This is a genomic window from Chryseobacterium salipaludis, assembly GCF_022968825.1.
Classification (GTDB): domain Bacteria; phylum Bacteroidota; class Bacteroidia; order Flavobacteriales; family Weeksellaceae; genus Kaistella; species Kaistella salipaludis.
The window spans coordinates 25,784-47,258 of record NZ_JALHKS010000001.1; the positions used below are offsets into that span (position 1 = coordinate 25,784).

The 21,475-nt window shown below is 45.5% G+C and carries 14 protein-coding genes; 9 read left to right on the forward strand and 5 right to left on the reverse strand.

All coding sequences use genetic code 11. The features are described 5' to 3' along the window. Positions 1-92 precede the first annotated feature (92 nt). Positions 93-2,165, forward strand: a complete 2,073-nt coding sequence (locus MVI27_RS00115; RefSeq protein ID WP_246958609.1) for an alpha-ketoacid dehydrogenase subunit alpha/beta — start codon at positions 93-95, stop codon at positions 2,163-2,165. 1 nt (position 2,166) lies between these two features. On the opposite strand, the gene cax is transcribed toward MVI27_RS00115, so the two are convergent. After that, positions 2,167-3,225, reverse strand: a complete 1,059-nt coding sequence (gene cax, locus MVI27_RS00120; protein ID WP_246958610.1) for a calcium/proton exchanger — start codon at positions 3,223-3,225, stop codon at positions 2,167-2,169. 123 nt (positions 3,226-3,348) lie between these two features. On the opposite strand from cax, the gene ligA reads away from it, so the two are divergent. Further along, positions 3,349-5,355: an NAD-dependent DNA ligase LigA gene (ligA, locus tag MVI27_RS00125; protein ID WP_246958611.1), complete on the forward strand. Its 2,007-nt coding sequence runs from the start codon at positions 3,349-3,351 to the stop codon at positions 5,353-5,355. On the opposite strand, the gene MVI27_RS00130 is transcribed toward ligA, so the two are convergent. Beyond that, entirely contained in the window at positions 5,352-6,467 is a 1,116-nt protein-coding gene (locus MVI27_RS00130) for a DNA polymerase III subunit (RefSeq protein WP_246958612.1), read from the reverse strand. The genes ligA and MVI27_RS00130 overlap by 4 nt on opposite strands. Before the next feature lie 245 nt (positions 6,468-6,712). Between MVI27_RS00130 and bamG the strand changes: the two genes are divergently transcribed. The 4 genes from bamG to MVI27_RS00150 are packed head-to-tail and all read left to right on the forward strand — an operon-like array spanning position 6,713 to position 11,226. Next, positions 6,713-7,984, forward strand: coding sequence for a BamG family beta-barrel-assembly machinery protein (gene bamG, locus MVI27_RS00135; protein ID WP_246958613.1), 1,272 nt, complete (start codon positions 6,713-6,715; stop codon positions 7,982-7,984). Between the two features lie 3 nt (positions 7,985-7,987). Further along, positions 7,988-8,578, forward strand: a complete 591-nt coding sequence (lptC, locus tag MVI27_RS00140) for an LPS export ABC transporter periplasmic protein LptC (protein WP_246958614.1) — start codon at positions 7,988-7,990, stop codon at positions 8,576-8,578. A 29-nt stretch (positions 8,579-8,607) separates the two neighbouring features. Then, positions 8,608-9,672: an anhydro-N-acetylmuramic acid kinase gene (locus MVI27_RS00145; RefSeq protein WP_246958615.1), complete on the forward strand. Its 1,065-nt coding sequence runs from the start codon at positions 8,608-8,610 to the stop codon at positions 9,670-9,672. A 33-nt stretch (positions 9,673-9,705) separates the two neighbouring features. Next, entirely contained in the window at positions 9,706-11,226 is a 1,521-nt protein-coding gene (locus MVI27_RS00150; protein WP_246958616.1) for a carbon-nitrogen hydrolase family protein, read from the forward strand. A 36-nt stretch (positions 11,227-11,262) separates the two neighbouring features. Here MVI27_RS00150 and MVI27_RS00155 read toward each other — a convergent pair whose 3' ends face one another. The 3 genes from MVI27_RS00155 to MVI27_RS00165 all read right to left on the reverse strand — a co-directional run bounded on the left by MVI27_RS00155 (position 11,263) and on the right by MVI27_RS00165 (position 18,180). Beyond that, positions 11,263-13,692 carry a TonB-dependent receptor plug domain-containing protein gene (locus MVI27_RS00155; protein ID WP_246958617.1) on the reverse strand — a complete coding sequence of 810 codons (2,430 nt, stop codon included), beginning with the start codon at positions 13,690-13,692 and terminating at the stop codon, positions 11,263-11,265. An 84-nt stretch (positions 13,693-13,776) separates the two neighbouring features. Beyond that, positions 13,777-14,586: a 3-deoxy-8-phosphooctulonate synthase gene (gene kdsA, locus MVI27_RS00160; RefSeq protein WP_246958618.1), complete on the reverse strand. Its 810-nt coding sequence runs from the start codon at positions 14,584-14,586 to the stop codon at positions 13,777-13,779. Positions 14,587-14,694: 108 nt separating this feature from the next. Then, positions 14,695-18,180: a glycosyltransferase family 117 protein gene (locus tag MVI27_RS00165; protein ID WP_246958619.1), complete on the reverse strand. Its 3,486-nt coding sequence runs from the start codon at positions 18,178-18,180 to the stop codon at positions 14,695-14,697. Positions 18,181-18,400: 220 nt separating this feature from the next. On the opposite strand from MVI27_RS00165, the gene MVI27_RS00170 reads away from it, so the two are divergent. From MVI27_RS00170 to rnk, 3 genes are all read left to right on the forward strand, one after another. Beyond that, positions 18,401-19,435, forward strand: coding sequence for a PLP-dependent cysteine synthase family protein (locus MVI27_RS00170; RefSeq protein ID WP_246958620.1), 1,035 nt, complete (start codon positions 18,401-18,403; stop codon positions 19,433-19,435). A 106-nt stretch (positions 19,436-19,541) separates the two neighbouring features. Beyond that, on the forward strand, positions 19,542-20,816 hold the full coding sequence (locus MVI27_RS00175; protein ID WP_246958621.1) for an aminotransferase class I/II-fold pyridoxal phosphate-dependent enzyme: 1,275 nt from the start codon (positions 19,542-19,544) through the stop codon (positions 20,814-20,816). Positions 20,817-20,896: 80 nt separating this feature from the next. After that, positions 20,897-21,307: a nucleoside diphosphate kinase regulator gene (gene rnk / locus MVI27_RS00180; protein WP_246958622.1), complete on the forward strand. Its 411-nt coding sequence runs from the start codon at positions 20,897-20,899 to the stop codon at positions 21,305-21,307. Positions 21,308-21,475 lie beyond the last annotated feature (168 nt).

Consider the following 21,475-nt stretch of genomic DNA (forward strand, 5'->3'; position numbering starts at 1 on the left):
AAAAAGCGCTGTGCATTTCGCATCTTCACGAACACATTTTTACGGAATCTCCGATTTTTAATACTGCTTCAAAATAATTATATTTGTTCGCTATGGATTTAAAAACAGAAAACGCAGTTTCAGAAAAAATACTTTTGAAAGCTTTCGGACACATGATGATTGCCCGGGCAACCGCAGATGTGTACGAGGAAAACCGTCAGATTACCAAATATGTTCACTCCACTTCCCGCGGCCATGAAGCCATTCAGCTGGCAGCGGCCTACCAACTGACTCCGGATGACTGGGTTTCGCCCTATTATCGTGATGAAAGTTTGCTTCTCGGGATGGGCTGGACTCCGTTTGAACTGATGCTGCAGTTACTGGCAAAAGCAGATGATCCATTTTCCGGTGGCCGGTCTTATTACTCTCACCCCAGCAGTTTACGCGAGGATCTTCCGAAGATGATCCACCAAAGTTCAGCCACTGGCATGCAATCGATCCCAACTACAGGTGTGGCACAGGGAATCCAGTACATCGAACATTTTAAACTGAAAGAATTTGAAAACAATCCGGTTGTCATTTGCAGCCTGGGTGATAATTCAGTAACGGAAGGTGAGGTTTCCGAGGCATTTCAGTTTGCAGCACTCCACCAACTTCCGATTATCTTTCTGGTGCAGGATAATGAGTGGGGCATTTCGGTTACCAAGGAAGAAGCGCGCAGTTCTGATGCTTATGATTTTGCGGCAGGATTTGTAGGATTAAACCGTATGCGGGTCGACGGAACTGATTTTGTCGCGAGTTATCAGGCAATGCAGGAAGCAGTTACCTTCGTCCGTGAAGAGAGAAAGCCCATGTTGGTCTGCGCCAGTACGGTACTGATCGGACACCATACTTCCGGAGTGCGTCGTGAGTTTTACCGTGATGAAACAGATTTGGAAAAACACCGTGCGAAAGATCCCGGTGTAAAACTTCGGCAGCATCTTCTGGAAATGGGCGTGGAGGAAAAGACTTTAAATGATATAGAAATAAAAACGCGCCGCGAAGTTGAAGAAGCTTTTCAGCAGGCAGTCGATGCGGACGATCCTTCTCCGCTTACTGTAGCGGACCACGTTTTTGCACCGACTCCGATCACCGAAGAAACCGGAACGCGCGAACCCGCCGGCCAGGAGAAAATTGTGATGGTAGATGCAGCCATTCACGCCATTCAGGAACTGATGTGGAAACATCCCGAAGCATTGCTCTACGGCCAGGATGTGGGTGAACGCATTGGCGGTGTGTTCCGCGAGACCGTGACCCTTGGTAAAAAATTTGGCAACAAACGGGTTTTTAACACCGCAATTCAGGAAGCATATATTATCGGCTCTACGGCCGGTATGAGTGCGGTTGGTTTAAAACCTATTGTGGAAGTACAGTTCGCTGATTATATTTATCCTGCTATCAATCAGCTAATTACGGAACTATCTAAATCCTGTTATCTGAGCGCCGGTAAATTTCCGGTGAGCAGCATTTTACGGGTACCGACTGGCGCATACGGCGGCGGCGGACCCTATCACAGCGGATGCGTAGAAAGTTTACTGGCTAATATCAAAGGAATTAAAGTAGCTTATCCAAGTAACGCGGCTGATTTTAAAGGACTTTTGAAAGCAGCGTATTATGACCCCAATCCGGTGGTTATGCTGGAACATAAAGGTTTATACTGGAGCAAAGTGCCGGGCACGGAAGATGCTAAAACCGTGGAGCCTGCAGAAGATTATATTTTACCTTTAGGAAAAGCCACCGTTGCGCTGAAAGCAGATGAGCGTGCAATTACACAAGGAAACAGTCTGGTCATCATTACGTATGGAATGGGTGTCTTCTGGGCAAAAGCTGCAGCCAAAAATTTTAGTGGCAATGTGGAAGTCGTTGATCTGCGCACCCTAGTTCCGCTGGACGAAGAATTAATTTTTGAAAGAGTAAAAGCGCATGGTAAATGTCTGGTTTTAACAGAAGAACAGATTAACAACTCTTTTGCTGAAGCGGTGGCACACCGGATTTCAAAAAACTGTTTCAGATACCTCGACGCACCGGTTGAAGCAATGGGCGCTTTAAATCTGCCCGCCGTTCCGATCAATCTGGAACTGGAGAAAGCAATGCTTCCGAACGCAGAGAAAGTGCAGCAGAAAATTGAGGAAATGCTGGCGTATTAAATCAGCCCCACCAGAAGGCAGCCGCAATGATAATGTATAATCCAACCAGTGCGACGCCTTCCAGCCAGATGCTTTCGCCATCGAAAATGATGAAGGCACTTACCAAAACGGAAAGTGCCAGTGCGGCCAGCAGCAATGGACTTAGGACAAAAGATAATACCGCGCCGCCGATGAAAAATGACAGAATGATCAGCAGCGGATATAAAACCATCGCGACCTGTAGTGAGGAATTCGTGATCACACTTACCGCATAATCTGCTTTATTTTTAAACGCAAGCTGAATCCCCACCAGATTCTCGATCGCATTTCCGGCCAGCGCGACTACAATCAGACCAGCGAAAACATCATTAATTCCCAGTGTGGCCATTGCCGGCTGTAAGGCATCTACAAACCAACCTGAGACAAAACCGGCCGCTACGCCCGCAGCAGCTAATACAATCAAGGTTAAAACAAGGCTCCACGATTTTTCCGAAGGATCTGCCGCATGCTCGGGCGTAATACTTTTATCTCCTTTAATTGAAAAAATAAGGTAAGATGAAAACATCAGCAGTAAGACCACGGCTACTACAATATCCAACATATCCAGATGGCTTTCCGCGGGCGTATGAAGATAATAGGTAAGCGTAGGAACTGCCATCGCTGCAAAAGCCAGAATCATCAGAATAGCATTCGTTTTCGGCGGTTCGGAGTGGAATTTTTGCCGTCCGTTTTTAAGCCCGCCCACCAGGATCGCCATTCCCAACACAAAAACAGAATTGCCGAAAATAGACCCGACCAGCGCCGCTTTCACCACCGTATAAAGGCCTGCGCGCAGAGCAAAAATGCAAACGAAAAGCTCGGGCAGATTTCCTAAGGCAGACTGTAGAACCCCGGTTGCTGCCGGACCCATGCGGCTGCCCAACTGTTCCGTAGCTTTTCCCACGATCATGGCAACCAGGATGAGCGCAGCGGCCGCCAGAATAAACAGCAGCACAGCCGGCAAACTAAAATAGGTAGCTGCTCCTGCCACGGCCGAAACCAGTACGGCTAAGGCGATTAGTATCTTATCTTTCTTATTCATGTATGGCAAGTCTGAAATTAAACTGCTGAAAATCATCAAAGTGTGTTCCCACGCGATTTCGCATAGTCTGCGGAACTTTTATGGCAAGAGGCGAATGTGTACATTTGTGCAAAACCGACACCTATGTCAGAGAACATTCAGCAACAGATTGAAGATTTACGCGCCGAACTTCATCAGCATAATTACCGTTATTATATCGAGGACCAGCCGACAATTTCTGACCTTGAATTTGATCAGAAACTCAAACATCTTCAGGAACTCGAGCAGGCACATCCTGAGTTTTATGACCCAAACTCTCCCACCCTGCGCGTTGGCGGTACGGTTACTAAAAACTTCCCGACGGTTGAGCATAAGTTCAGAATGTACTCACTGGATAACTCCTACGATTTTAATGATCTGGAAGACTGGGAGCGCCGCATCATCCGCACCATTCCCGATCCGGTGGATTTTGTGGCAGAACTCAAATATGATGGTGCGTCCATTTCGGTTCATTACGAAAACGGTAAATTAAAGGAAGCCATTACCCGCGGTGATGGTTTTCGCGGAGATGAGATTACGGCGAATGTTAAAACCATTCCGGAAATTCCGCTGACATTGCATGGCGATTACCCTGATTCCTTTTTTATGCGGGGCGAAATTTTCCTGACCCGCAAAAGCTTCGATAAAATCAATGCGCGCCGCGCCGAGGAAGGACTTGATCTCTTTATGAATCCGCGCAATACTGCTTCAGGAACGCTGAAAATGCAGGACTCCGCTGAAGTCCGCAAACGTGGGCTGACGGCGGTTTTATATCAATACATTGCAGATGCTGCGCCGGCTGAAACGCATTGGGAATTACTGGAAAAAGCGCATAGCTGGGGATTCAAAACTTCCGGTCACGCAAAACTCTGCCGGAACCTGGAGGAGATCAAACAATATATTACGCACTGGGAAACCGCGCGGCACGAGCTGCCCTTCGAAATCGACGGCATTGTTCTAAAAGTAAATTCACTGCAGCAGCAGGCGAGACTGGGTTACACGGCCAAATCTCCGCGCTGGGCGATGGCCTATAAATTTAAAGCCGAGCAGGTGCAGACCAAATTATTATCCGTTTCCTATCAGGTGGGTCGTACCGGCGCGGTAACACCCGTGGCCAATCTGCAGCCGGTCCTGCTGGCGGGAACCACGGTGAAGCGCGCGAGTTTACATAATGAAGATATTATCCGGAAACTGGATCTGCATGAGCATGACACCGTAATGGTGGAAAAAGGCGGAGAAATTATCCCAAAAATTGTTGGAGTCAATTCCAGTTTGCGGGACAGCGGCAGCGCGGCGGTACAGTATATTACCAACTGTCCGGAGTGCGGCACACCGCTGGTAAAAATCGAAGATCAGGCCATTCATTTCTGTCCGAATGAACTGCATTGCCCGCCGCAGGTCATCGGAAAAATGATTCATTATGTTTCACGCAAAGCTTTAAATATTGAAAACCTGGGCAGCGAAACCATCGAGCAACTGTACAACGCAAAACTGATTGAAAATCCGGCAGACTTTTATACACTCACCTCAGCACAGCTTTTACCGCTGGAACGAATGGCTAAAAAATCAGTGGACAATATTCTGGCCGGTATTGATAAGTCCAAAACGGTTCCCTTTGAACGTGTGCTTTTCGGTATCGGGATCAAGCATGTCGGCGAAACAGTTGCCAAAAAACTCGCGAAGAACTTTGAATCGATTGAAGCGTTACAGAAGGCCTCGTTGGAAGAACTTATGCAGGTGGAAGATATCGGCCTTAAAATCGCAGAGAGTATTCAGCTGTATTTCGCCAATCCTGAGAACGTACTGATGATCGAAAGGCTTAAACAATACGGCATTCAGCTGGCAAAAGATCCCAACGCAGCACCGTCTGCTTTAAGTGATAAACTCGCTGGCAAAACCTTTTTATTTACAGGTAAACTTTCATTATTCAGCCGGGATCAGGCCGAAGAAATGGTAGAACAAAACGGCGGCAGGAATATATCGGCAGTTTCCAAAAATCTGAATTACCTGGTGGTTGGCGAAAAAGCCGGCAGCAAACTGAAGAAGGCGCAGCAACTGGGTACTATTGAAATACTGGATGAACAGCAGTTCCTGGATTTGATTAATGTTTAATTCCGGTGCAGGTTACGCGATAATTTAATGCCCAGATCAGTCCAGATGATCCGGGCATTTCCGTTTCGCTCTAGATGATAATCAGCTTCCGAAAGTTCGGTTAGAATTACTTCAATATTTGCTCCGCTGATAAACTGGGAAAAACGATCCCACTTGAAACCGTCCGCCGAAATTCTTTTGTACACCAGCTCCGTATTCCCGTAATTCTGCAACAGCGCCAGACGAAAAATTTCAGTGCAGTACCGAATGAAATTTAACTGCGTTTCCTTTTTCCAGCCGGCAATTTTGCGCGCCCAAAGCACAATGTTTTTCAAAAACTCAGGTTTCTTTTTTACCTGAAATGCCTCCCGCACCCACATGATGAAATAACTTTCAAATTCAGTATCCGGATCTTCGGAGCGCGCCAGTTGTGCCGCTGTGTTGGCATTCCCCTGGGCTTCAATCAAAATACTTTGCAGCAGATCCGGTGAAATTTCGTGTTCGCGCTGAAGGTAACTTTTAAGCGCTTCGTCATCAATCCGTGGAACTTCCACGATTTGCGTACGCGACAAAATTGTCTGCAGCATAGCATCTGTATGTTCGGCGGTAAGGATGATGAAAGTGTTTTCCGGAGGTTCTTCCAGGAATTTCAGGAACTTATTGGCCGCATCGGTGTTCATCCGGTCGGCCTGCCACACGATAAGAATTTTACTGCCGCCTTCAAAACTCTTTAATGAAAATTTGGATGTCAGCGCATCTGCTTCTTCCGCGTAAATGGTCAGTTTTTTATTTTCTGATTGCAAAATCCGGCTCCAGTCATCTGCATTTGCGTACGGATTCTGCATCATCAGCTCGCGGAAATCTTTTTGAAACGGAACCGAAACACTGTTTTTATCCTGTTTAAAAAAAGGGAAAGTAAAATGCAGGTCCAGATGGTTGAAGGTATCCACTTTCGAGGCCGCCGCCGGATTCTCACGCGATAATATTTCTTTCGCAAAAGCAATTGCCAGCGGCAGCGTACCATAGCCGTACGCGCCGGTAAAAAGCTGCGCGTGACTGATGCGGTTTCCGGAAATGCTCTCTTTCAGCATTGTTTTCAGCTGTTCGTGTCCTGCAATATCGTCCCAATTCATGGCTCAAAGATACTGCATTAGCAGCCTTTGGTCAAACTGTTCAGAGGTTGCGCTTTAAATTATATAATTACCAAAAAAAACATTTATCATATTAATTAAATATTTGAATCAATCAATCTTCACTGTTTTTTGCATCACCGGGAAGTGCATTGTACCGCTGTTTCAGCTTAACAAACTTTAAGATAACTTACTTTCACAGTTCAGGATTATTTAGGATATTTGCCCATTATTTTTAACAACCTGGAATGAAAAAATTATTTGTCTTACCACTCATCGCTGCCAGTTTTCTAATGGATGCGCAAACGATTGGTAATTCTCCGTACGCCGCATTCGGCATTGGCGATGTGAAGTACGATAATACCGTGGATATCAGCGCAATGGGCGGGATTTCCACAGCATACATCGGAGACTTCAATAATAATTTTAATTTCAGAAACCCGGCAGCCAACAAAATCGTGGAACTTACGACGCTTAAGGTGGAAGTTGCCAATGAAAATAATTTCTTCAAATCTGATCAGCAGGATGCGACCAAGCATTCCACCTATTTGTCGAACCTGACGATTGCTTTTCCGATTTCTTCCAAAGTGAAATTCGGATTAGGATACCAGCCGTACAGTTCCAAAAAATATTCGGTGATCAACAATGCAACTAATGCTGAAACTCAAACAACGGTGAGCAGCCTTTTCCGCGGGGAAGGTACGCTGAGTACTGTGCAAGGCGCTGTATCCTATCAGGTTACGCCGGAGTTTGCGCTAGGTCTTCGCACTAACTTTTATTTCGGAAACCTGTACGACATTAATGAACTAACCGTGAGCAATGCGGAACTGATCAACGGCTATGAAACCCGCAATAAGATCAAGACGTTTAACTTCACAGCCGGAACTGCGTATCAGAAGAAAATCCGACAGGATAATAAATTAACGCTTGGTGCTACTTACACCTTCGGAAATACGGGCCAGATGGATACGTATTTCACAAACAGTACGTACTATTATACCGCAGGGCAAACAAAGAACAACGTAAGCATTATTGCGGAAGATTACAGCAAAGATGATAACCTGATCCCAATGGAATTTTCACTCGGTGCAGGTTATGGTAAAGATGGTAAATGGTTTGCGGGAACGCAGTTTGATTACCGCCAGGGAGAAACGATCCAGTTTTTGGGTCAGCCTTTTGAACAGCAGAACTCTTACCGTATTGCCGCCGGCGGCTGGTATTTGCCGAACTACAATAACTTCAGAAATTACTTCTCACGTGTGACCTACCGCTATGGTGCTTATTACGAAAAAGGCAACCTGATGCTGAACGGCACCAACATCAACCAGTTCGCGCTGACCGCGGGTGTCACTCTGCCATTCGAGAACAGCAATGTGAACCGCATGAGCGGAATTGATGTGGGTGTTGAACTGGGACAGCGCGGCACAATGGATAACAACCTGGTTCGCCAGAATTTCATAAACCTCCGCGTCGGACTTACGTTTGCCGATAAGTGGTTTAACAAGCGTCTGTACGATTAAATCATGGTTTCAGTCCGCAACATATCTAAAAACAATATAGCCGCCCTCCTGGGATGTGCTATATTTTTTACGCTGATATCCTGTGAGGAAGACCTGGCAGAAATCAATAAGAATAAGAATGTAAATTTTCCCTCGCAGGTGATTTACAATTCTGAAATTTTGCAGCGCGATTCAGGAATGATTAAACTACGCGCCACCGCACCGCTTATTGAGAAATACGAGCTGATTGATTCACCATACATCGTTGCCCGCAAAGGCATCAATATCCTTTTTTACGATAAAAAGAAACCGGATTCACCCGGCAGCATTAAGGCAGACTTTGCCAAGTTTAATGAGCGAAAAAAGTTTTACGAAGCGCGTGGGAATATCCGCATCGTGAGCAGTGATAAGCAGATGTTTGCCATGCAATCCGTTTTCTGGGATCAGAATAAAAAACTGATCTACACGACTGATACAGTTTACGTTACCGATAAGGACGGTTCTACACTGGTGGGCGCCAATGGCATGCGCGCAAAAGACGATTTTTCAGAATACACTTTCTTTAATAACAGCGGCGACATTAATGCCGGCAAAATTCCTGAAAGTTCGCGCTAAGGTTGAAAGTGAAGCCGTATCTTTAGTACATGGAATTAAAGAAAGATTCGGTAACAGCACTTGGTTTAATGTCGGGCACGAGCCTGGACGGCCTGGATTTGTGCTATGCTGCTTTTAACCGCGAAAACAATAAGAACTGGCAATTCGAAATCATCTGCGCTGAAACGATTCAGTATGATGAGAAACTGGAACAGCAGCTGCGAAGCAGCATTTCTATGTCAGCCACGGAGTTGGCAGCATTTAATGTTGAGTATGGTTTTTACTTAGGAGAACAAATTCAGGAGTTATTAAACAAACATCAGCTCAGCAGTCCGGAAATCATCGGTTCGCATGGCCACACAGTTTTTCATCAGCCGGAAAGAAAATTCACAGTACAAATCGGCGATGGTCGCGCGATCAGGCAAGTTACCGGCACACCGGTTGTGTATGATTTCAGGATGCAGGATGTTCTGCTGGGCGGAAATGGTGCGCCGCTGGTTCCCATTGGTGATGAGTTGCTGTTCAGTGATTATCAGGCCTGCCTCAATCTGGGAGGTTTTTCCAATATTTCATTTATAAAAAATAATCAGCGTCTTGCCTTCGATATTTGTCCTGTGAATATTGTGCTTAATTCACTTTGCCGGAAACTGGGACAGCCATTTGACCACAACGGCGATATTGCGCGAAATGGTGAGGTGAATTGCAGTGTACTGGAAAAACTAAATGCCATTTCCTTTTATAATGTGCCTCCGCCCAAATCTTTGGGGATTGAATGGGTACAGCAACATATTACTGATCTCATCAAAGAGTTTAAACCGCAGGAGGCGATTGCTACAATTACGGAACACGCTGCTTCTCAGATTGCTTCTGTTCTGAATAATGAGCAGATAAAAAATATTTTAATCACCGGCGGCGGTGCAAAGAATCAGTTTTTAATCGAAAGAATTCGTGCGCATTCAACCGCAGAACTGATCCTGCCAGAGTTGGAATTAATTGATTTTAAAGAGGCGCTGATTTTTGGTTTTATGGCAGTACTTCGGCTTACTCATCAAAATAATGTGCTGTCTTCAGCAACCGGCAGCGCGCACGACCACTGTACGGGCATTTTGGTATGATGTTCCCTGTATTAACTTTTTAAAATTAAATGTATGCATATAGAAATCAGAAATCTACAAACTGATGATTACGCACAACTGTGCACAACGATGAAGAAAGCCTACCCGGACATGGCAGAGAGCGTGTGGTCGGAAAAAAGTATCCGCAAACTCATTAAAATCTTTCCGGACGGACAAATCTGTATCACCGTAGACGGGCAAATTGCCGCCGTCTGCCTTTCGCTTATAATTCAGTACGAATTGTTTGGCGACGAACATACCTATAAAGAAATCACAGGCAATTATACGTTCAATACCCACTCAGATACCGGCAATGTTTTGTACGGAATCGAAGTTTTTGTAGATCCGGAATACCGCGCGCTGCGGCTGGCCCGCCGTTTATATGATGCTAGGAAGGAACTGTGCGAAAAACTGAATTTAAAGTCTATTATCGTGGGCGGACGTATTCCGAATTACCACTTGTACCGTGATGAGTTGACGCCGCGCCAGTACATTCAGCAGGTCCGCAAAAAAGAAATTTATGATCCGGTGCTGAGTTTCCAGTTAGCGAATAATTTCCTGCCGGTACGTGTTCTGCGCGGCTACCTGCCGGATGACCAGGACTCCGGTGAAAATGCGGTGCTGCTACAATGGAACAATATCTACTACAGCAAGAAACCCAACACGATGCAGGACTCGGTGATCCGGCTGGGACTTGTGCAATGGCAGATGCGGCATTTCGATGATCTGGATGCTTTTTTTGAACAGGTGGAATTTTTCGTGAACGTCATGGCGGATTACAAATCGGATTTCATCCTGTTCCCGGAACTGTTCAACACGCCGCTGCTGGCACCGTTCAATGATCTTTCTGAGCGGGAAAGCATGTTTAAGCTTGCGGAAATGACGGAAGCCATCCGTGATAAACTGTCGCAATTTGCCGTGGCTTATAATATTAATATCATTGCGGGCAGTATGCCGCTGGCGGAAAATGAAGAACTGTACAACATCAGTTACCTGCTCCACCGTGACGGGAAAATTGATGAACACCGGAAAATTCACATTACACCGAACGAGCGGAAATATTACGGCATGCGTGGTGGCAATGACATTAGAGTGATTAACACGGACTGCGGAAAAGTTGGCTTGCTTATTTGTTATGACGTGGAATTCCCCGAGCTGCCGCGGCTGCTGGCAAAACAAGGAATGAAAATTCTGTTTGTTCCGTATCTGACTGATACCCAAAATGCCTACACAAGAGTACGAAATTGTGCTTCGGCGCGTGCTATTGAAAATGAATGTTATGTTGCGATTGCCGGTTGTGTTGGTAATTTACCCGGTGTGAATAACATGGATATCCAGTATGGCCAGGCTGCGGTTTTCACACCTTCTGATTTTGCGTTTCCGTCCAATGCCATAAAAGGAGAAGCCACGCCGAATACTGAAACGACTTTAATTGTAGATGTGGATCTTAACCTGCTCAAAGAACTGCATCACTACGGCGCAGTGAGAACCATTGGTGACCGTCGCACAGATTTATACGATGTGATTGCTCATAACGATCCTGAAAACGATTAAAATGAAATCCCTGCTGTTCAACGGCAGGGATTTTAATTATAATTTAAAGTCCAATTTCACATTAAAGAAACGCCCGGTCAGTCGAACCGGCACCGGATAATTATAGCCGGAACTCACATCATTTACCCACTGATTGGCTACCGTATTATTAATATTAAAGGCGTTATAAATCTGAACCCCTAAACTCAGTTCCCGGAAATTACTGAAAAAACCGGAAGTAACCTTGTTGTCATTCTGGTCTACAAACACTTTTGAAAGTCCGATGTCTACTCTCTTGTAGGAAGGCAGCGTGCGCTGGTACTGGTAGGCGGCATTAAAATCGGGCGTACCATCTGCCAGAAAAGTAACCGGCGTTCCGGAAGGCAGACCATTGGCATAAACCAAGGTGAGGTTCACGCGCATCGACGGGAACTTCGGCATGTAATCCTGATAGAACATACTCAGGCGCAGGCGCGGATCAGTAGGACGCGGAATATTGCCCTGACCGTTAATGTTTTCATACACTCTGGCATACGAAGCGGAAATCCAGGAATCCACACCGGGCACAAACTCCCCGAAAAGGCGCGTATCAATTCCATATGCATATCCCTCCGCATTGTTTTGTCCGCTGTACCGGATGCGCACATTATCCAGATAATATGGAATAAGATGGTCCATTTTTTTGTAGTACAACTCGGTCGTCAACTTGAAGGGCCTCTTTGCCATTCGGAATTCATAATCATTGGCTAAGATAATTTGCGCGGATCTTTGCGATTTAATATCGGAATTAAAACTGCCATCCACATCTTTGATTTCTTTATAAAACGGTGCCTGATAATAAATCCCTCCCGACAAACGGAAAAGCATATCCTGCTCCCAATCCGGTTTAATGGCAAATTGCGCGCGCGGCGACACAATCGTTTCATCATTAAAGTCCCAATGCGACGCCCGGACACCCGCGTTCACAAACACGCGGTTGGTTCCCCAATACAATTTTTGGGAGTACTGTGCATATGCCGACATTCTTGTGGGCTGGATATGATTCTGTCCGCTGATCTGATATTTTAATTTTAAATCAGCCGCATTCAACTGTCCCGGCAACACGAAGTCGCGCGGCGTGCTGTAGCCCAGTGAGTCGATCAGCTGCCATTCGTTGGTCAGATCTTTCAGATTTTCTTTTTCAATTTTTAAACCAGCTTCTATATCTGTATTCACATTGGGCGCAAATTTGGTTTTAAACTGTGCGCCGTATGTTTTTACCATTAAATCATTTCTGGCGTGATCAATTTGGCCGCCCACATCGTAAGAGGTGATCGGTGCGCCCGTGACCGGATCAAAGGTTTGCAGCATGTACGCAGAGGCAATGGTGTAGTATTCCCGCTCACGGTTTTGGTAAGCAAACGCATCCAGCGTGAAATTCCATTTTTTATTGGGCGTAAACTGAATCGTGCCGGTGCCCATCAGGTTGCGGTATTGATCGTCTTCTTTTCCGTCGTAAAATACACTAAGCTTCAAAGGGGTTTGCAGCGAACCGAAATCCACTTCCTTGACCTTAGGAATCATTTCGTAAGTATTTTCGCTCCAGTAACCTACGAAAGACAGTTTCCAGTTCGGGTGTATTTTGTAGGTCAGGTAAGACTGCAGGTCTTTATACTGCGGATTAAAATCGGTGTCTTCATTTAAGGTATTAAGCACCAGGTTAGTGTTCCGGTAGCGGCCGGAAACGAGTGCGGTAAATTTTCGGTCGCGGCTGGCAAAACCGCCGGTAAGGCGTCCGCCAATCAGACTTGCTTCTCCGGAGATTTCATTTCTTGTGGGCTGGCGGTAATACACGTTCAGCGCAGAGGACATCTTATCTCCGTACTTGGCCTCAAAGCCACCGGCAGAAAAGTTCACCGTCTGCACCATATCCGGATTGATGATACTCAGCCCTTCCTGCAAGGAGTTGCGAATGAGGAACGGGCGGTAAATCTCGATATCATTAATGTAAATTAAATTTTCATCATAATTGCCGCCACGCACCATATACTGCGAAGACAGTTCTGCATTGGAATTCACAGACGGTAAAGTTTTCAGCAAACCTTCCACCCCGCCCGATAAGGCAGCGACCTGCTGCGCTTCTTTAGCCGAGATTTCTACTGAGGTAAGATCCGTTACTTTTGGTTTTCCTTTACCCTGAAAAACAACTTCCTGAATTTCTGTTTCACGTTCCTGGCGGCGCAGCAGAATGGTTACCTGCTGTGACTTGGGAGAAGCCGGAACTGTTTTCGTAAATGTAGAATAAGCATCTTTTCGAACGGTGAGAGGCTGCTGCTGATCAGCTAAAGGGACTTGCAGTACACCTGAATCATCAGTTATAAAGTTCTGATTATTGTATTCAACTTGCGCCCCGGAAACAGGACGGCCGCCTTCATCAACGACTTTTATTTTGATCTGGGAAAAGAGCATGGCCGGCAGGGCAGCCAACAGGAGTAAAACTTTTTTCAAAACTGCAGTTTATTTTTTTTAAAGATAATAAAAAAGCGCTTTCGGGCTTCAGCTCAAAAACGCTTACTTTCAAAAAAAAGTATATTAAAGAATGGCTTCGCGCACGCGGGTCAGTTTTTCCAGCAAGTTTTCCAGCTTATCCAGTCTGAGCATATTGGCGCCATCGGAAAGTGCGCAGGACGGATCCGGATGTGTTTCAATAAAGAGTCCATCCGCTCCCACTGCGATTCCCGCCTTGGCGATGGTTTCAATGAGCTCTGGGCGGCCGCCGGTCACTCCGGCACTTTGGTTGGGCTGCTGCAGCGAGTGGGTCACATCCAAAATCACGGGCGCATACTGCTGCATGGTAGGAATCCCGCGGAAGTCTACGATTAAATCGGTATAACCGAAACTGTTGCCACGCTCGATAATGGCCGTTTTTTCGTTTCCGGAATCCAACACTTTTTGCACGGCAAACTGCATGGCTTCGGGCGAGAGAAACTGTCCTTTTTTAAGGGTGACCGCTTTTCCGGTTTTTGCAGCGGCCACCAGCAGGTCCGTCTGGCGCACCAGGAAAGCAGGAATCTGCAGTACATCCACATATTCTGCCGCCAGTGCTGCATGTTCATTTTCGTGAATATCGGTGGTTACCGGAATATCAAAAGTTTCCGCGACTTTCCTTAAGATCTGAAGCGATTTTTCTTCTCCGATTGTAGTAAATGAATCCACGCGCGAACGGTTGGCTTTTTTAAAACTTCCTTTGAAGATGTACGGAATTTTAAAACGGTCTGTAATGCGGATGACTTCTTCAGCAATCTTCAGTGCCATGTCTTCGCCTTCAATAATGCAGGGGCCGGCAATCAAAAAGAAGTTACGGGAGTCACGGTGGCTGATATTAGAAAGATGCTTTATCATTGGTTTTATGATTAAATTTTAGATTTGTAAAAATACATTTTTTAAGTAAAGGTTTCTACCTGGTTTCAGCGCACAAAAAAAGCGAATTCAAAATTCGCTTTTTACTATTTATTGCGTCGCGCGCATCAGTGCATCGGTAATCTGTGCTTCTTTTTCTTTCGCGTACGTGGAATCGAAAGGATTCATCAGGTCGAAAAGATAGGTGTAAAACGGTGTGATCTTCTGCACTTTCTCTGCTTCTTTATAAGCTTTTTCCTTGCCAAGTGTTTTCAGATCCGCAATAAAAGTACTGAACTTTTTATCGATCGGTTCGAGAGATTTCACCAGATAACTATAGGCTTTGTCGCGCTGCCCTGTCTTTTCGAAAGCATCGGTCACCGCGCCGACGACCAGTGAATATTCAAGCGGTTTCGTGCGCATCTGGCGGCCGGCAAAACGCTGCTCCTGTGGCGACAAACTTGTGTAATACTCATACTCCGTGAAGATTCCTTTCTTTAGTTCCTCGGCAAGCTTCAGCCCTTTTTGCTCTTGTCCCGCAACGATATATCCATATACTATGGAACTCAGCGAACGTGGATCATTGTATTTCTCCACCGGTATCTCGCGCGCAGCCAGATCCAGCATTTCGATTGCTTTTGCTTTTTCTCCTTTCATCGCTAAAGCTTCCGCAGCGCGGCTGGAAGAAGACCGGTAGCCCACAATATTCTGCATGGCAGTTTCATCGTAATGTACTTTCAGGTCCTTAAAATTACCCCAGCGGTAGCCTTTCACGATGTTATACAGCGCATCTGCATCCACGCGGCCCAATTCGCCGTCTTCACTTTCTTTGGTTTCAATAGGAACCAAACGGTAGCTGAAACCATCAAACTGCAGATAGTTACTTAAATAAAACAAATTATCAGGATCATATACACCACCGGAGGAAAAACTAATGTTTCGCTTCCAGTCAAAATGAGCCAGGATATCCAAGAGCGCGAGATTGTTTTTAAACATGCTGCTGCCTTTGTAGGTTACCGTAATAGCATCTACTGCCTGAGCGGCATCCTTTGCTTTGATGATTCCTGCCTGTATTGCGTTTTGCTTGTTTACAGGAAGTATAAATTTATTTACCGGCAGAAAGTTGAATTTCTCATACCGGTCTTCACCGAAAATCATCTTCAAAATTTCATCTTTGTTGTCCGATTTCATTTTCAGGAAATTCACGGCCTCTTTCATGGTCATGCTGTCCACGGTGAGGTATTTGCGGAATTCACCAAATGTTTCAGCCGGCACACCCTGCCCTTCAAGATTAGCAAAAATATTTTCCCAGTCTTTCGGCGACATAATGTAAATCTGATCATTGCTGCCGTCGCGATAGTTTTCATGTTTGAGGCTGGACGGAACTGCCATTGCATTATTGGTCCTGCGGCGTGCCTGATCAATGTTCCAGGGCGTGCTCAGAAGGGTGAAGTTCACCACTTTCACATCATTCCTGAAACCGGATGTTTCCTGCATACCCCAGATCGGATAAGTGTCATTATCACCATACACGAATAAAATCCCGTTTTTAGGAATGGAGTTCAGTGTCGAATAGGCGTAGTCATAAGCAGCGTATTGGTTGCTTCGGTCGTGTGGGGTATAATTCTGGAAACCCATCATCAGCGGAATGCCGAGAAGGACAACGCCCGCGATCCACGGCACAGCCTGTGACTTTATTTTTTGATTTAAAAAGTTTAAAATGGCACCTGCGCCCAAACCAATCCAGATGGCGAAGGCATAGAAGGAACCGACCATCGCGTAATCCCGTTCCCGCACCTCAAAAGGTTTCACACCGGTGTAGAAAATAATTCCCACACTGGTAATGATAAATAAAGATAAGATGGCATAGAACCTTCCGAAGTCGCGGTTCAGCTGAAATACAAAACCAATAATTCCCAGCAGCAACGGCAGGAAGAAGAAAGTCACCGTACTTTCATTCCGGAATTTTGCGGGCATTTGGGACTGGTCGCCATACAGCGCATTATCAATAAACGAAATCCCCGAAATCCAGTTGCCGCGGTTATTTTCCATGTTCCCTTCCAGGTCATTCTGACGACCCACAAAGTTCCACATCAGATAGCGAACGAAATAATATCCGTTCTGGAAAGTAAAGAAATAATCGAGGTTCTGCCACAGCGAAGGGCGCTGAACATTTATTAAATTATAAGGTTTCACCTGAAGGTAATCCGCAGCCTTGATAGACCCCTCGTCGTATTTTTTCCGAAGATCATCGAAAATCTGATGTGCTTCCGGGCTGTCGGCCACATCGCTGTTACTGTAATTAAAACCGAAGTCCGGTGCACCGTACATAGAAACATAATTCTCCATGACTGCTTTATCTTCATTAAACATTCTGGGCAGAATGCTGACGTGATCCGGATTATATACATAATTAAAGCGCTCCCCTACTTTACGATATGAGTTGGTGCCTTCATCTTTTTCATAAACATCGCCGCGCTTTTTTGTTTTATAACTTCCGTCTTCATTGCGCAGGATTCCATTAGCATCCAATGCAGCCGTATAGTTTTGGCCATACAAAGTCGGCCAGTCGCCATATTGCTCACGGTTGTAGTAATCCAGCATGCCGATGGCATTGTCAGGATCGTTCAGGTTCATCGGGGGATTAGCCGTTGCACGAATGGGAATCACCATCCAGCAGGAAAAACCGATCATCATAAACAAAACCGACATAATAGCCGTTTGGTATAATTTATTTCCGAGCCTGTTGGCATAGCGGATTCCGAAAATGAACAGCGCCGTTACCAGCAGGAAGGCGATAATAGTTCCGGAGTGGAAAGGCAAACCAATCCCGTTCACGGCAAAAATTTCAATGCGCCCGAACAGCGTCATTACGAGCGGAAAGATTCCTTTAAATACAATCGCCAGAATTAACAGCGTTGCCAGATTGGCCCACAGAAAACTTTTCCAGCTAAACGTATATTTCTGGGCGTAGTAAATAAAACAAACTGCGGGAATGGCCAGCATACACATCATGTGCACACCCACGGAAAGCCCGGTAATAAAAAAGATTAAGAGGATCCAGCGTTCGTTTCCAAACGCACGGTATTCATTTTCCCACTTGGTAATCAGCCAAACGAGCATCGCAATGAACATTGAAGCCATGGAATATACTTCACCTTCCACTGCTGAAAACCAAAAGGTATCAGAAAAGGTAAAGGCAAGGGCACCGATAACGCCGGCAAACAAAATTGTAATTTGCTGAACAGGCAGAATATCGGTGAAATCTTTATGAAGCAGTCTTCTTAGTAAATGCGTAATCGTCCAGAACAGGAATAAAATCGTCAGTGCACTGTACAATGCTGACATCGCATTGATCACCACTGAATACTTCTCCCCGTCTCCAAAAGCCAGCATGGCACCGACGGCTCCTACCAACTGAAAAAAGGCCGCTCCGGGCGCGTGTGTTACTTCCAGTTTTACCGCGGAAGCAATATATTCGCCGCAGTCCCAGAAACTGAAGTTGGGTTCAATCGTGGATAAGTAGGTGAAAAAAGCGATCGCAAAAACGCCCCATCCCAGGATGGTATTCCATTTCTGAAAAGTCCAGTTCTTCATAAATAAATTTTCAATTACGCGAAAATAATACAATTAACTTAGGTGATGCTTATTTTTTATTAAATTAAAATTAAGTTCTGCGCGTATACGGCTATTATTACATTTCCTTAAAGTAGTTTTACATGAGCCTTCTCATACAGCTGAAATCCCGATAACATTGCTGTTTTATTATTTTTTAGTATTTTTGTACGCGCTTTTTTAAGCGGAAAAATATCCTATAATGACGCATGTTTACGATAATATCCTGGGGCTGATAGGCCATACACCATTGGTAAAACTGAACCATGTGACGGCTGGTTTGCCGGCCACAGTGTATGCCAAGCTGGAATCTTACAATCCAGGCCACTCTACCAAGGACCGTATTGCAATTCACATCATTGAAGCTGCTGAGAAAAAAGGCCTGCTCAAACCGGGTTCAACGGTAGTGGAAACCACCTCGGGCAACACCGGATTTTCCGTCGCGATGGTTTGCATTATCAAAGGATATAAATGTATCCTCTCCGTCAGCGATAAAACTAAAAAAGAAAAGATCGCATACCTGGAAGCCTTAGGTGCCACGGTACACATCTGCCCGGCAAACGTTCCGGCAGATGATCCGCGCTCCTATTATGAAGTGGCCAAAAGAATCGCCGCCGAAACTCCAGACTCTGTGTATATCAATCAGTATTTCAATGAGCTGAATATTGATGCGCATTACCGCAGCACCGGCCCGGAAATCTGGGAACAAACAGAAGGCAAAATCACCCATCTGTTTGCCTGCACCGGCACAGGAGGAACCTTGAGCGGGTCAGCAAAATTTTTAAAAGAACAAAACCCGGATATTAAAATTATCGGTGTGGACGCGGATGGTTCTATCCTGAAAGGATATCATGAAACCGGTCAGATTAATAAAGATGACATTCACCCGTATCAGATTGAAGGGATGGGCAAAAATTTAATTCCCTCGGCCCTGCTATTTGATAAAGTGGATGAATTTGTACGTGTAACCGATGAAAAGGCCGCGCACCGTACGCGCGAAATTGCGCTTCGTGAAGCCATTATGGGCGGGTATACCTGCGGTGCCGTTACCCAGGGTTTGCTGCAATATGCCGAGCAACATCCTTTTTCTGAAAATGATGTGGTGGTTGCCATTTTCCCTGATCACGGCTCACGGTATATTACCAAAGTGTACAGCGATGAATGGATGGCAGAAATGGGTTTTCTGAACGGGCATTCCCATCCGAATGGTGAAGTTTTCCAGGCAGAAGTTTCCTGATTGTTTACTACGAAAAAATATTGAACCTGAAGACCTTTTTGTGAAGAGCGAAAGGTTTTCTTGGTTTAAAAAAGATTAACTTTGATATAATTAATACTAAAAAATAATGACAGATATTTTTGATCGTCTGAGAGGAAATCCGGGTCCGTTGGGACAATTTGCGGATTATGCTGAAGGGTATTTCGTGTTTCCTAAACTCGAGGGGCCGATCGGTCCGCGAATGAAGTTTCAGGGCCGGGAAGTGATTTTCTGGAGTGCGAATGATTATCTGGGATTGTGCAACCATCCTGAAGTAATTGAAACCGATGCAAAGGCGGCCGCAGAATATGGAATGTTCTACCCGATGGGCGCCCGCGCCATGTCTGGTGAAACGGAACAGCACCAGCAGCTGGAGCGTGAACTCGCTGAGTTTGTAGGAAAGGAAGCAGCGTATCTGCTGAACTTCGGTTATCAGGGAATGGTTTCTACTATTGATGCTTTGGTAACGCGCCATGATGTCATCGTATATGATTCGGATTCCCACGCGTGCATCGTGGATGGTGTTCGCCTGCACATGGGGAAAAGTTTTACCTATAAACACAACGATATTGCCAGCCTTGAAAAGAACCTGGCACGTGCGGAAAAAGTGGCCGAAGAAAACGGCGGTGGTATTCTGGTGATTACCGAAGGAGTATTTGGAATGCGTGGTATGCAGGGTAAGCTGAAAGAAATCTGCGCGCTGAAAGACAAGTTTAAATTCCGGTTGCTGGTAGATGATGCACACGGCTTCGGAACGCTTGGAAAAACAGGTGCCGGCGCTGGTGAGGAACAAGGCTGCCAGGATCAGATTGATGTGTACTTCTCTACTTTCGCAAAATCAATGGCCGGTTTCGGTGCTTTCATTGCGGCGGATAAAGATATTATCGGAATTTTAAAATATAACCTTCGCTCTCAGGTCTTCGCCAAGTCGCTGACCATGCCAATGGTTATCGGTGGATTAAAGCGTCTGGAATTGCTGCGTTCACGCCCGGAAATCAAAGACAAACTGTGGTATAATGTAAACCGTTTGCAAAAAGGACTTACAGACCGTGGTTTCGACTTAGGAAATACCAATACTTGTGTAACGCCGGTTATGATGAAGGGAAGCACAGTGGAAGCTACTTTGCTAGCCCGCGACCTGCGTGAAAACTTCGGCATCTTTACGTCGGTGGTTATCTACCCGGTAATTCCAAAAGGGATGATTCTGCTTCGCCTGATCCCGACGGCTTCGCACACGGATGCGGAAATCGATGAAACGCTGGCCGCCTTTGAAGCAATCCGTGAAAAACTGGATTCAGGGTTTTATAAGAAACAGGAAGAACAGCTGATGGAGGAACAAAACCTTCAGTTCAAGGCCGATTAAGAATTTTTCACAGCATGATATACATGACCGTCTGAAAAATTCAGGCGGTCATTTTTATTTTAAATCAAACACCTTATTATATGAAAGAAGTAATAATTACCAAGCAGGATTTTAACCGGATCCACCGCGCCATTACGGCAGCGAAAGCCACCAACAGCATTAAGAAGGAAGAAGCTGAAAAACTGCTGGCTGAGTTAAAAAATGCGAAAATTGTGGAACCCGAAAATATCGGTGGTGATGTGGTGACCATGAATTCGATCGTCAAAATTCATTTTCAGAATAACAAAAGTACGATGGAATTCAAACTGGTTTATCCATCGGAAGCTAATATTAAGGAAAAGAAAATCTCCATATTTTCGGCCGTGGCCGCAGCACTGATCGGTTACCGCGTAGGTGATGAAATTGACTGGCTTGTTCCTTCCGGCATGACTAAAATTGTGATCGATGAAATCGTATATCAGCCTGAAGCAGCCGGTGATTTTGATGCGTAACAGAATATGACACAATAACCGTTTCCGCTCGATGGCAGGATTTCTGCTTTATAACGGCTTTAAGACCATGATACAATGAAGTTTAATTGCTGGAAATGTGTGGTCATTCTCTCAGCTACCCTGGGTTTGATGGGAAGTATGGGGATGATCTGAAAAAGAAGCACCGCC